At 69.8% G+C, this 12,358-nt stretch carries 8 protein-coding genes, 1 tRNA gene and 8 pseudogenes; 5 read left to right on the top strand and 12 right to left on the bottom strand.

The window, feature by feature from the left end; genetic code table 11:
- Positions 1–48: 48 nt before the first annotated feature.
- From G7085_RS21010 to G7085_RS20970, 9 genes and pseudogenes are all read right to left on the bottom strand, one after another.
- Positions 49–249: a hypothetical protein gene (locus G7085_RS21010; protein ID WP_197512389.1), complete on the bottom strand. Its 201-nt coding sequence runs from the start codon at positions 247–249 to the stop codon at positions 49–51.
- Between the two features lie 200 nt (positions 250–449).
- Positions 450–1,551, bottom strand: a pseudogene (locus tag G7085_RS21005) (MraY family glycosyltransferase); the annotation flags it as partial.
- Between the two features lie 122 nt (positions 1,552–1,673).
- Positions 1,674–2,262 (bottom strand): annotated as a pseudogene (locus G7085_RS21000) (L-threonylcarbamoyladenylate synthase); the annotation flags it as partial.
- A 46-nt stretch (positions 2,263–2,308) separates the two neighbouring features.
- Complete coding sequence (locus G7085_RS20995) at positions 2,309–2,854, bottom strand: methyltransferase (RefSeq protein ID WP_197512387.1); 546 nt, start codon at positions 2,852–2,854, stop codon at positions 2,309–2,311.
- Between the two features lie 82 nt (positions 2,855–2,936).
- A pseudogene (locus G7085_RS35865) lies at positions 2,937–3,131 on the bottom strand (peptide chain release factor N(5)-glutamine methyltransferase); the annotation flags it as partial.
- Positions 3,132–4,197, bottom strand: a pseudogene (prfA, locus tag G7085_RS20985) (peptide chain release factor 1). It lies immediately after the preceding pseudogene.
- 87 nt (positions 4,198–4,284) lie between these two features.
- Positions 4,285–4,491 (bottom strand): 50S ribosomal protein L31, encoded by a 207-nt coding sequence (gene rpmE, locus G7085_RS20980; RefSeq protein WP_197512386.1) that lies wholly within the window; start codon positions 4,489–4,491, stop codon positions 4,285–4,287.
- Positions 4,492–4,606: 115 nt separating this feature from the next.
- Positions 4,607–5,749: pseudogene (gene rho, locus G7085_RS20975) on the bottom strand (transcription termination factor Rho).
- Positions 5,746–6,453, bottom strand: coding sequence for a Rho termination factor N-terminal domain-containing protein (locus G7085_RS20970; protein ID WP_331715861.1), 708 nt, complete (start codon positions 6,451–6,453; stop codon positions 5,746–5,748). The pseudogene rho and the gene G7085_RS20970 overlap by 4 nt, the downstream one beginning before the upstream one ends.
- Positions 6,454–6,578: 125 nt before the next feature.
- On the opposite strand from G7085_RS20970, the gene G7085_RS20965 reads away from it, so the two are divergent.
- Positions 6,579–7,061: a type 1 periplasmic-binding domain-containing protein gene (locus G7085_RS20965; protein ID WP_197512384.1), complete on the top strand. Its 483-nt coding sequence runs from the start codon at positions 6,579–6,581 to the stop codon at positions 7,059–7,061.
- 67 nt (positions 7,062–7,128) lie between these two features.
- Here G7085_RS20965 and thrB read toward each other — a convergent pair.
- The 3 pseudogenes from thrB to lysA form a co-directional block, all read right to left on the bottom strand.
- Positions 7,129–7,997: pseudogene (gene thrB / locus G7085_RS35860) on the bottom strand (homoserine kinase); the annotation flags it as partial.
- A 1-nt stretch (position 7,998) separates the two neighbouring features.
- Positions 7,999–9,314 (bottom strand): annotated as a pseudogene (locus G7085_RS20945) (homoserine dehydrogenase).
- Positions 9,296–10,694: pseudogene (gene lysA, locus G7085_RS20940) on the bottom strand (diaminopimelate decarboxylase). Before lysA ends, G7085_RS20945 begins: the two co-directional pseudogenes overlap by 19 nt.
- Positions 10,695–10,826: 132 nt before the next feature.
- On the opposite strand from lysA, the gene G7085_RS20935 reads away from it, so the two are divergent.
- The 4 genes from G7085_RS20935 to G7085_RS20920 all read left to right on the top strand — a co-directional run bounded on the left by G7085_RS20935 (position 10,827) and on the right by G7085_RS20920 (position 12,237).
- Positions 10,827–10,897: transfer RNA gene (locus G7085_RS20935), tRNA-Arg, on the top strand.
- A 117-nt stretch (positions 10,898–11,014) separates the two neighbouring features.
- Positions 11,015–11,152: a hypothetical protein gene (locus G7085_RS20930; protein WP_197512378.1), complete on the top strand. Its 138-nt coding sequence runs from the start codon at positions 11,015–11,017 to the stop codon at positions 11,150–11,152.
- Positions 11,149–11,367, top strand: coding sequence for a hypothetical protein (locus G7085_RS20925; protein WP_197512376.1), 219 nt, complete (start codon positions 11,149–11,151; stop codon positions 11,365–11,367). The genes G7085_RS20930 and G7085_RS20925 overlap by 4 nt, the downstream gene beginning before the upstream one ends.
- Before the next feature lie 387 nt (positions 11,368–11,754).
- Positions 11,755–12,237: a hypothetical protein gene (locus G7085_RS20920; RefSeq protein ID WP_197512375.1), complete on the top strand. Its 483-nt coding sequence runs from the start codon at positions 11,755–11,757 to the stop codon at positions 12,235–12,237.
- Positions 12,238–12,358 lie beyond the last annotated feature (121 nt).

Genomic DNA, 12,358 nt, shown 5'->3' with positions numbered 1-12,358 from the left:
GTACGCGTTGCCTCGAGGCGACAATGACCACGCCGGTCACCCAGCCGATCACGGTTCCCGCAATGCTGAGCACCAGCCACCCGTCAAGGATCCGGGCGCCAGCGCGGGCAGGCTCAGCAGGGCCCACAGACCGGCAGCGATGCCGATCACCCGGACGGCGTAGCTGACCAGCACCAGGCCGAGGCCCTGCATGGGCTCGAGTTCGGATGCGACCACCTCGAGGGCCTGTCCGATGCTGTAGAAGATCACGACTGCGGCGAAGCCGAGCGCCGCGGTCAGGGCCGCGTCCGGCCCCCGATCGCCAGGCCGAGCCCGATGATGGTGATGCCGACGACGTGGCCGAGCACGACACCGCCGAGCATCATCTGCCTGGCGCGCCGGGTGGCGGCCGTCACCCGACGACCGCTCACGACGGATCGACCTTGTCGACGATGTCGGCCTCCGCGCCGCCGAGTTCGGCCGGGGCGGTGCGAACGGGCCACAGCGTCAGCACGCCGAGCACCCCGAGCGAGCCGATGACGATCCAGACGGTGGCCGTGACGGGCACGAGAGCGACGGCGACCAGCCCGACGGACACGGCGGCCGTCCAGCCGTACATCAGGAGCACCGCGCCCCAGTGCGAGTGGCCACGGGCGATCAGGCGGTGGTGGAGGTGCTGCTTGTCCGCCGAGAACGGGTGCTGCCCGCGCCACGCCCTGCGCACCCACGCGGTGATGAGGTCGACCAGCGGAAGGGCCAGCGCGGCGACCGGCAGCAGGATCGGCAGCAGTGCCGGCACGAAGTCGGTGCCGGTACCGGGCAGCGCGGACGAGTCGAGCTGGCCGGTGTAGGAGATGGCGCTCATGGCCATCAGCAGGCCCAGCAGCATCGCTCCGGAGTCACCCATGAACATCTTCGCCGGGTGCCAGTTGTGGAAAAGGAAGCCCACCGCGATACCGCAGGTCGCGACGGTGACGAGGCTGGCTGTGGTCGCGCGCTCGAGCCCCTGCACGTAGGCGAGCACGTAGGTGTAGCTGAAGAAGGCGCCCGATCCGATCGCGACGACGCCTGCCGCGAGGCCGTCGAGCCCGTCGACGAAGTTGACCGCGTTGACGCACACCGCGATGACGATGACCGTGATGATGATGCTCGAGGTGTCGTCGAGCCCGATGAGCCGGTTCGGGAGCGGGATCCAGTACAACCGGACGCCCTGCAGCACGGCGACGCCGGCGGCGAGCACCTGGCCGGAGAGCTTGATGAGGGGTTCAGGTCGTAACGGTCGTCGATCACACCGACCACGGTGATGATCAGCCCCGCCCACAGCACCGCGGAGGCGTCGTGCGCGACCAGCGCGTACTTGCCGAGGAACGGCATCTGCAGCGCGATCAGGAACGCCACCACGAGCCCGCCGAACATCGCCACCCCGCCCAGGTACGGGATCGGGTGGGTGTGCACGTCACGGCTGCGGACCTTCGCCATCACGCCCAGGCGCACGGCGAGACCCCGGCACACGCCTGAGAAGAGGTAGGTGGCGCCGGCCGCGATCAGCAGCACCAGAAGGTATTCGCGCAAGTCAGGCCTTCTCTGGCCCGGCCTGCTCGGGCGGGACGGCCGCCTCGGCCGCTCCTTCCTCCCGGGCTCATCGACCGGGGTGGTTTCCTCGGCCGGGGTGGGCTCCTCGAGCGGCCGGACGTCGGGGCGAACTCCCGCAGTGTCTCGAGCCCGATGGCACCCTGACGGAGCACCTGGCCCATCTCGGTCGAGGCGAAGTCGACGATGGTGGAGGCCACTCCCCGCTGACGGGTCCACCGTCGAGATAGACCGCGACCCGGTCTCCGAGCTGCGCGAGCGTCTCCTCACAGGTGAGGCCCGCCGGCTGGCCCGACACGTTGGCCGAGCTGACGGCGAGCGGGCCGGTGCGGCGGAGCAGTTCCCGGGCCCCGTCGTGGTCGGGCACCCGCACCGCGATGGTGCCGTTCGTCTCCCCGAGGTCCATGGTGCTGCGCGACTGGGCCTTCAGCACGAGCGTCAGCGCACCGGGCCACAGTGCCTTGGCGAGCGCAGTGGCCGCCTCGGGCACTGCGTCTGCGACGGCGCGCAGCATGGAGGGTTCCGCGATCAGCACGGGTGGGGCATGTCCCTGCCGCGTTCCTTCGCGTCGAGCAGCCCCTGCACCGCTGCGCCGTCGAAGGCGTCGGCCCCGATCCCGTAGACGGTGTCGGTCGGCAACACGATGCACGCACCGGACCGCACCGCAGCGACCGCCTCGGCCAGACCGGTGTCCGGGTCGATCGACAGGTTGTAGACACGCGCGGGTTCAGTCACGGCTTCATCCTAGGGCTTGCAGGCGGTGGCGAATCGGGCCGACCCGTGAGATCCGGATGCCCGGCGACATCGGCGAGGCCGGCCGAACCGAGCACCTCGAGAACGGCGTCGCCGTGCGAGTCGTCGTGCTCGGTGGCGAGCAGGCCGCCGGGGCCAGGAGCCGCATGGCCACGTCGGCGACCACCCGGATCGCATCGAGCCCGTCGGCGCCGGAGAAGAGGGCGAGCTCCGGGTCGTGGTCGACGACATCGCTCGGCAGGAACGGCCGTAGCCCCTCCGGCACGTAGGGCGGGTTGACAATCACGAGGTCGACGGTGCCGTCGAGGTCGTGGAAGGCATCGGCCATGTCGCCGTGGCGAAGGTCGACGGCGCGGCCGTGGAGGTTGCGCTGCAGGTAGGTGAACGCGGAGGGATCGACCTCGACGGCGTGCGCCTCGATGCCGCCGATCTCGCCGGTGAGCGCGGCCGTGATGGCGCCGGAGCCGGCGCACAGCTCGACCACGCGGCGGCCGTCCCGGGCCGCGAGCCGGTCGAGGGCCCAGCCCACCATGACCTCGGTCTCGGGGCGGGGATGAACACGCCGGGCCCGACGGCCAGCGTCTCGTGCCGGAAGTGGGCGACCCCGTCAGGTGTTGCACGGGTTCACCGGCCGCCCTGCGCGCGGCGAGCTCGTCGATCCGCTCCTGCTGGGCGGGGGTGACGCCGTCGATGAGGATGAGGCGCGCCGGGTGAACCCCGAGCACGTGCGCCACGATCGTGCGCGCCTCGGGCCGGGGCTCGGGAACCGGTGCGTGCCAGGGTGTCCGCGAGCCGGAAGGCGGCCTCACTCACCCGCCGACCTCCGCGAGCCGTTCGGCGAGGTCCTGCTCGGCGAGCGCGTCCAGCACCGGGCCGATGGCGCCCTCGAGCACCTGGTCGAGGTTGTGGGCCTTGTAGCCGATCCGGTGGTCCGTGATGCGGTTCTCGGGGAAGTTGTAGGTGCGGATGCGTTCCGAGCGGTCGACGGTGCGCACCTGGGACTTGCGGGCGTCGGAGGCGGCCGCGGCCGCCTGCGCCTCCGCGAGCTGGGTCAGCCGGGCCCGCAGCATCCGCATCGCCGATTCGCGGTTCTGCAGCTGCGAGCGCTCGTTCTGGCAGCTCACCACGACACCGGTGGGCAGGTGCGTGATGCGCACGGCCGAGTCGGTGGTGTTGACCCCCTGGCCGCCGGGGCCAGATGAGCGGTAGACGTCGATGCGCAGGTCGTCGTCGTTGAGCTCGACCTCGTCGGCCTCCACATCGGGCATCACGAGGACACCGGCGGCCGACGTGTGGATGCGTCCCTGTGATTCGGTGACGGGGACGCGCTGCACGCGGTGTACGCCTCCCTCGAACTTCAGTCTGCCGTAGGGGCCGCCCTCCTGGTGGCCGGTGGCCTTCACCGCGACGGTGACGGACTTGTAGCCGCCGAGGTCGGTGTCCTGCGCATCGAGCACCTCGACCTTCCACCCCACCTGCTCGGCGTAGCGGGTGTACATCTTCAGGAGGTCTCCGGCGAACAGCGCCGACTCCTCGCCGCCCTCCCCGACTTGATCTCCAGCAGTGCGTCGGCGTCGTCGTTGGGATCGCGCGGGGCCAACAGCCTGGTCAGCTTCGCGGTCGACGCCTCCAACGCGGCGTCGAGCTCGGCCACCTCGTCTGCGAACGACGCGTCGTCCAGGGCCAGTTCGGCCGCCGCCTCACGGTCGTCGGTCAGGCGGCGGAACTCCTCGATGCCCTCCACGATGGGGCGGAGCGCCGCATAGCGCCTTCCCACCCTGCGGGAGCGGGTCACGTCGGCGTGCAGCTCCGGGTCGGCCAGCTGCGCCTCCAGGTCGTGGAACTCGTCGATGAGGGCTGCGCGTTGTCGAACATGGAGATCCTCGATGGTGCTGGCTTGGGGACAAAATGAAACGAACGCCTGCCGGGCCCATGACCCGACGAGGCGTTCGTCCGTGGAAGCTACTTCTTGGCGTAGCGCTTCTCGAAGCGGGCGACGCGGCCGCCGGTGTCGAGGATCTTCTGCTTGCCGGTGTAGAACGGGTGGCACTCGGCGCACACATCGGCGCTCATGCTGCCCTTGGTCAGCGTGCTACGGGTGGTGAACGTGTTGCCGCAGGTGCAGGTCACCTGGGTGTCCACGTATTCAGGGTGGATGCCCTGCTTCATGGTGGTTCTCCTTCTAGGGTGGCCGGGTCGCTCCCTCCCTGGCGGGACGGGACAAGTGCGTGAACCGGCACGACGGTCAATTCTGCCCTCGCGGGGCGAAATCCAAGTCGGCGCGTCACCCTTCCTGCGCGGGCGTCGTCTTCAGGACGCTCAGCAGGAAGTCGTGGTTGGTGGCCGTCTTCGTCATGCGTGACTTGAGCATCTCCAGAGCCGACTGGTCGTCCAGCCCGGACAGTGCCCGGCGGAGCTTCCAGATGATGTTCAGCTCGTCGCGGCCGAGCAGCAGGTCCTCGCGGCGGGTGCTCGACGCATCGACGTCGATGGCGGGGAAGATGCGCTTGTCCGCAAGCTCACGGCGCAGGCGCAGTTCCATGTTGCCGGTGCCCTTGAACTCCTCGAAGATGACCTCGTCCATCTTCGAGCCGGTCTCGATGAGGGCCGTGGCGAGGATGGTGAGTGATCCTCCGTGCTCGATGTTGCGGGCAGCGCCGAAGAACTTCTTCGGCGGGTACAGCGCCGCGGAGTCGACACCACCTGACAGGATGCGGCCCGACGCGGGCGCGGCCAGGTTGTAGGCGCGGCCGAGGCGCGTGATGCCGTCGAGCAGCACGACCACGTCGTGGCCCAGCTCGACGAGGCGCTTGGCGCGCTCGATGGCGAGCTCGGAGACCATCGTGTGGTCCTCGGCGGGACGGTCGAACGTCGACGCGATGACCTCGCCCGAGACGGTCCGCTGGAAGTCGGTGACCTCCTCGGGCGCTCATCGACGAGGACGACCATGAGGTGCACCTCGGGATGGTTCGCGGCGATCGCGTTGGCGATGGCCTGCATGACCATGGTCTTGCCCGCCTTCGGGGCGAGACGATCAGGCCGCGCTGGCCCTTGCCGATCGGCGACACGAGGTCGATGATGCGCCCGGTCAGGTTGTTCTGCACCGTCTCGAGGCGCAGCCGCTCCTGGGGTACAGCGGGGTCAACTTCGCGAACTCGGCGCGTCCCTTCGCCTTCTCCGGGTCGTCACCGTTGACGGTGTCGAGCCGGACGATGGGGCTGAACTTCTCCTTGCGCTCCCCCTCACGCGGGGCGCGGATGGCGCCGGTGATCACGTCTCCGCGGCGCAGCCCGTAGCGGCGCACGGTCGACATCGGCAGGTAGCCGTCCGCCGATCCGGGCAGGTAACCGGTGGTGCGGACGAACGCGTAGTTGTCGAGGATGTCGACGATGCCGGAAACGTTGGCGAGCACATCGTCCTCGTTCACGGTGGGCTCGGTCTCCATCCGGTCGAGACCCTGTCCACCACGGCCGGAGCGACGGTTGTTGCTGCTGTTTCCGGGACGCTCGCGGTTGCGGCGGCGGCGGCTGCGGCGCGAACCGCCGGGCTCGTCGTCGTACGAGTCGATCTGCGCGGCGGGGCGGGTGGCGGGACGGCGACGGTGGCGGTGGCGGGCTGGCCCATCGCGGCGTCGAGCAGTTCACCGACGACGTTGATGGTGTCCTGCTGGACGCCCTGGGTGCCGGACGGGGTCCGGTCACGGGCGCGGCGGCGACGGTTGCGGGAGCCGCCCTCGGAGCCTCCCTCACCCTGCGGAGCGTCATGGCGTTGGGTCTCGGGGCGGCCGCCGTCCCGGGCCACCAGTTCAGGCTGGTTCTCCGCGGCACGCTCGTGCTTCTGCTCGTCGCCGCGCTGTTCGTCACGGCGCTGGCGGGGCCCGCCCTGCTCGCCCTTCGGTTGCTGCGCCGCGGTCTCGACCGCCTGCGGCTCCGCCTTTGCGGCGGGCGCGGCCTCGCCTGCGGGGCGACTCGCCCTGCGGCGCTGCTGCGGCTGGCCGGAACCGGCGGACTGGATCGCGGCGATCAGGTCGCCCTTACGCATCGCGGAGATGCCTTTGATCCCGAGGCCGGAGGCGACGGACTTCAGTTCGGGCAGCTTCATGCTGTCCAGGTGGGAACCGTTTTCGGTCACGGACTTCCTTCCACAAAACACCGAAAGGCGAGGACAGGATTGCGGCCTCTCGGCTCAAGAAAATGAGGATCACTCCGGCGCTGCACAGGCGGGGATTCCAAGTCGCAGCTGGGCGCCATCGATCAGTGAACATCGCAAGGTTAGCACCGCCCGCCCAGAGGCAAAGCCGAAGCCGGCCGGGTCAGGCCGTCGGCGGCACGGTCCGGCCGCTCGACGACCTCACCACCAGTTCCGGAGCGATGATCGTGCGGGTCGGCTCACCCCTGTCGCCGCCGAGCCTGTCGAGGAGTCGTCGTCCAACCGCCTCGCCCACCTGCGGGGTCGAGGTGACCTTCAATGGACCCGACACCGAGAATGAGGGCGAGAAGCAGCTGATTCAGCTGCAGGCCGCCATCACCAACGGATTGGTCGGCGACGCCGCGCTTCGCCGTGACGCGTTCCTCGAGCACCTGCAGGCGGTCGCGCCCGGTATCACCGTGGTCGACGTCCAGGACGGTCAGGCCGACCGCACCATCTCCCTGAACAAGGCTCAGGGCATCCTGCAGGCCCATCCGGACCTCGCCGGGTTCTTCGCCACCTCCGACAACGCGACCATCGCCGCTCCATGAACCGGCCCCATCGGCCTGCTGCCGATGGGGCCGGACCTGTGTCGTCAGGCAGGCTCGCGGAGCTCGACCCGGGGCCGATCGCCAGCTCGAGGCGACGGAAGCCGTCGTGCGCGACGGCGTCGGCGGCGGCCAGCTCAGCATCGGAGCCGACGGCGAGCACGGCGGGACCCGCCCCGAGATGGCCGCGGCACGCCCGAGGCCCGCAGCCTCGTCAGCAGTTCCCAGGACTGCGGCATCATGGCCGCCCGGTATCCCTGATGCAGCCGGTCCTCGGTGGCGGCGAGCAGCAGGTCGGGCCTGCGCTCCAGCGCGAGCGGCAACGCGGCCGCCGCGACGGCCTGGGCGACGGCGTCCGTCCGGGGCACAGACTCGGGAAGCACCGAGCGGGCCCCGGCTGTCGCGACCTCGAAGTCGGGCACCCACACCCGGATCCCGAGCGACGCGTGCACCTCGAGATTCACGAGGCGCACGTCGTCGCCGTCGAACCAGGCGAGGATCGCCCCGCCCCAGGCAGCGGCCCCCGCATTGTCGGGGTGCCCTCGAGGCGGCTGGAGACGCGGGTCAGCTCGGCGCGGTCGAGTTCCCGGCCGGGCCGGGCGATGGCCCACGCGAAGGCCAGTCCCGCGACGATGGCCGCGGCGGACGACCCGAGGCCCCGGGAGTGGGGAATGCGGTTGTGGCAGATCAGGCGTAGCCCCGGCCGCTCAGCGCCCCACTCTGACAGCCCTCGAGCAGCGAGCGCACGACGAGGTGGCGCTCATCGAGCGGGACGTTACCCGCGCCGGCGCCGTCGACGACGACGCTGAGCTCCCCCGGCCGGTCGGTCACCTCGAGTTCGAGCTCGTCGAACAGGTCGAAGGCCATACCGAGGCAGTCGAAGCCGGAGCCGACGTTCGCCGTTGTCGCAGGGACCCGGACGGTGAGGCGGCGCCCCACCTCAGAAGCCCTCGACCCGCATCACGCGCACGTTCGAGCCCACGAAGTCGGCCTCGTGGAGTTCCTCGAGCACCTTTGTGAGGTTCGCCTCGAGGGTCTGGTGCGTCATGATGCCCAGCCGCGCGGGAACCCGTCGGTCGGCGAGGCGTCGTCCTGCAGCGACTGCTGGACGATCCGCAGCGACACCCCGTGCCTACCGAAAACGGCGGCGCATTTGGCCAGGATGCCGGGCCGGTCCACCACGTCGAAGTTCACGTAGAACTGGGCGAGGGACTCGGAGATCGGCGCCACCGGGCGACGGGTGTAGGCGGGCTGAAGTGGGCCGCGGTGCCGCGGGCCCGGTTGCGGGCCACCGTCACCACGTCGCCCATCACAGCCGAGGCGGTCGGGTTGCCGCCGGCGCCCTGGCCCAGGAACATCAGTTCGCCCGCCTCGCGGGAGTTGACGAAGATGGCGTTGTAGGCGCCGGAGACCGATGCCAGCGGATGCTTGTCCGCGACCATGGCCGGGTGGACCTTGACGATGATCCGGTCGTCGTCGGTCAGCTTGGCGATGGCGAGGAGCTTGACGGTGCAGCCCATCTGGTCGGCTGCGGCGATGTCGGCCGACGTCACATGCGAGATCCCCTCGCAGAACACCTCGGCGCGGTTGACCTCGGTGTGGAACGCGAGGCCTGCGAGGATCGCGGCCTTCGCCGCTGCATCGTGGCCCTCGATGTCGGCCGTCGGGTCGGCCTCCGCGTAGCCCAGGGCCTGCGCCTCCGCCAGCGCCTCGCCGAAGTCGACGCCCTCCGTGGACATCTTGTCGAGGATGAAGTTGGTGGTGCCGTTGACGATGCCCATCACCTCGGTGATCTCGTCACCGACGAGCGACTCGCGCAGCGGCCGGATGATCGGGATGGCGCCCGCGACGGCGGCCTCGTAGAACAGGTCGACGCCCTGACGTTCGGCGGCGCGCGAGAGCGACCCGAGGTCGTCGGCGAGCATCGCCTTGTTCGCGGTGACGATGGATGCACCATGCCCGATGGCCTTCAACACGAGGCCGCGGGCGGGTTCGATTCCGCCGATCAGCTCGATGACGACGTCGAGGTCACCGCGCGTGACGAGCCCTCGAGGTCGTCGGTGAGCAGGGCCGGGTCGATGCCGGGCGGGGGATGTCGAGATTGCGCACCCCCACGCCCACGAGCTCGAGCCTGCGCCCGATCCGGGACTCGAGCGTGTCGCCCTGTTCGACGATGATGCGTGCCACCTGGGAGCCGACGACGCCGGCTCCGAGAAGGGCGACCTTGAGTGGCCTTGTCACTGTCCCACGTCCAATCTCATGAGGTCGTCGAGCGTCTCGCGGCGCAGCATCACGGATGTGACGCCGTCCTTCACGCTGACCACCGGCGGCTTCGGGATCTGATTGTAGTTACTCGCCATGCTCCTGGCGTAGGCGCCCGAACCCGGCACGGCGATCAGGTCACCGATGGCGACATCCGAGGGGAGGAACACGTCGCGGATCAGGATGTCGCCGCCCTCGCAGTGCTTGCCCACCACGCGGCAGAGCACCGCCTCGGCGTCGGAGGTGCGCTCGGCGATGGCTGCCGAGTACTCCGCCGCGTACAGCGCGGGTCGGATGTTGTCGCTCATGCCGCCGTCGACGCTGATGTAGACGCGGGAGCGACCACCCTCGAGCTCGACGGTCTTGACCGTCCCGACGCGGTAGATCGCGACCCCGGAGGGTCCGCAGATCGCACGGCCGGGTTCGATCGAGAGTGCGGGGCGGCCGAGCCCGAGGGCCCGGCACTCGTGCTCGACCATCTCCTCGAACGCCGCGGCGAGGTCAGTGGTCGTCTGCGGGGTGTCGCCCGCCGTGTAGGCGATGCCGAACCCGCCGCCGAGGTCCAGTTCGGGCAGTTCGACGCCGGTGGCGGTGCGGAACTGGCTGGCGAGCTTCATGGTGCGACGGATCGCGACCTCGAACCCCAGGGTCTCGAAGATCTGGGAGCCGATGTGGCTGTGGATGCCGCGCAGTTCCAGGAACTCGGACGAGTGGCAGCGCACCAGCGCCGTCAGCGCCATGCCTCCCATGATGCTGAGCCCGAACTTCTGATCCTCGTGGGCGGTGGCGATGTACTCGTGGGTGTGCGCCTCGACGCCTGTGGTGACGCGCACCAGCACGCTCGCCCGGTGCCCGCCGGCCCTGCAGGCGGCCTCGAGCCGCTCGATCTCGTCGAACGAGTCGACGATGATGCGCCCGACCCCTGCTCCAGCGCGAACGCGATCTCCTCATCCGACTTGTTGTTGCCGTGGAGTCCGAGGCGGGCCGCGGGCATGCCGCCTGCGAGCGCGATGCGCATCTCCCCATGGTGGTGACGTCGAGGTTCAGCCCCTCCTCGGCCGCCCAGCGGGCGACCCGCCGGGTGAGGAGCGCCTTGCCCGCGTAGTAGATCTCCCAGCCGGGGAATGCGTCCCGGAAGTCGCGGGCCCGGGAGCGGAAGTCGTCCTCGTCGATCAGATAGGTCGGCGTCCCGTGTTCGGCCACGACGTCTGTCAGGGCCGCCCCGCCACCACGATCCGGCCCTGCTCATCGCGCTCGGTGCCCGCGGCCACAGCTTCAGGTCGAGCTCGTTCAGGTCATCGGGCACGCGCAGCCACGTGGGTCCCCCTGGGCCGCGTCGGCATGGATCGACCCGGCGATGTGCATGTGCGTCATGCGCGCAAGCCTGCCAGAGTGCCGCGGAGCCACGCCATGGTCGTCCCACTGCTCGGGCGCCGCGCGGGCGCCGGTGCGACAGGGTGGCGTCCGTGGTGCTAACCTTTCCGACGTCGCGCCTGACGGTGCGTCGGCCCCGTAGCTCAGGGATAGAGCACCGCCCTCCGGAGGCGGGAGCCGAGGTTCGAATCCTCGCGGGGCGCCGACCGGCGCCTGGCCTTTGCACATCGGCCGGTTGAGGAGGTCGAGTTGTCGCACATCGCACGGACTCCCGATCGGACGGGTTCTCCTCGCGCGATGCCCTCACCGTCGCAGGCCTGATGGTCGCCTTCCTGGTCACCCGGATCTTCACTGCGCTGACACTGCGCATCGGCTCCGTCCAGTTCGTCATCAACGACATCTCCTACTACGGCGCCAACCTGTGGGCCATGTTCGAGCAGGGCGCCCCGACACGATGACCGAGTACCCGGTGCCCGCGGTGTGGATCCTGGGCGCGCTGTACAAGGCGTTCGGCGGATTCTACGAGTGGACCGTCCCGTTCATGGTCGCCTTCGTCGTGCTCGACGCCGCCGTTGCCATCTCCTTCTACCGCAGGCGCAACCCGCGGCGTCACTCTTCTGGATCCTGTTCACCGGCGTCCAGGGCGCCGTGCTGTGGTCGCGTTTCGACCTGATCCCCGCCGCGCTCGTCGCCTGGGCCTGCCTTCTGTTGATGACCCACCGCGGATCGCGGGCGGGCTGATCGGGCTGGGCGCCGCTGTCAAGCTGTGGCCCGCGCTGCTGATCGGCCCCTGCTGGCCCCACATCCGTTCAGGGACACCGTGGCGCGCCGCAGGGTGATCGGGTTCTTGGTCGTCGGGTTCGGGCTCGCCGCAGCGTCACTGCTCACCAGCGGTTGGGATCGTTCAGCCTCACCCATCACCTGGCAGGGCGACCGGGCCTGCAGATCGAGTCGGTCCCCGCCACCCCCTGATGCTCCTGCGCACGTTCACGGACAACGCGTCCTGGAACATCGATCTCACCGAGTTCAATGCGCTGGAGATCCTGTCGGGGCAGCCCGGGTGGCCCTGCTCCTGACGGTGTCGTCGGTGCTCACGGTGGCGGCGATCCTGCTCACCGCCTATCTGAGCTACCGGCTGATCCGCAACCTCGGCACCGGCGACTCACGGCTCCCGGAGGCCATGGCGCTGGCCGTGCTGACCATCGTGCTCGCCACGGTCATCGCCAACAAGACCCTTTCGCCGCAGTACATCGTGTGGCTCGGCGGCCCGGTGGCGGCCCTCTATCTGCACCGCGTCAGCGGATGGCTGCGGAGGCATCTCAACGTGCTCGCCGCGTCACTCATCCTGCTGGGCGCCCTCACGCAGGTGACCTACCCGTGGGCGGCCTTCGGGATCATGGCCGTTCCGCTGGGCTCCGGCCCTGAGACGGCGGTGCTCATTCTGCGCAACACCGGCCTGGTGGTGCTCACGGGATACGCGCTGTGGCTGACTGTGAAGTCCAGCACCAGACTTCGTGACACGTTGTCCCGGGAGATTGGGTAAGCTTCCGTTCAGCAGCCGCAGGCGCCTGCGGCCGGAATCCAGACAGAGGGGATCGTGGCCAGCGCCACTAGGCATATGTCAGCACCTGACTCCATCGACGCATTCGGGCCAACTCCTGGCT

The organism is Tessaracoccus coleopterorum, from assembly GCF_011174705.1.
In the GTDB taxonomy this organism is placed as follows: Bacteria; Actinomycetota; Actinomycetes; order Propionibacteriales; family Propionibacteriaceae; genus Arachnia; species Arachnia coleopterorum.
Note: the sequence above shows the minus strand (reverse complement) of the source record. Positions and strands in the feature narration are given on the sequence as shown.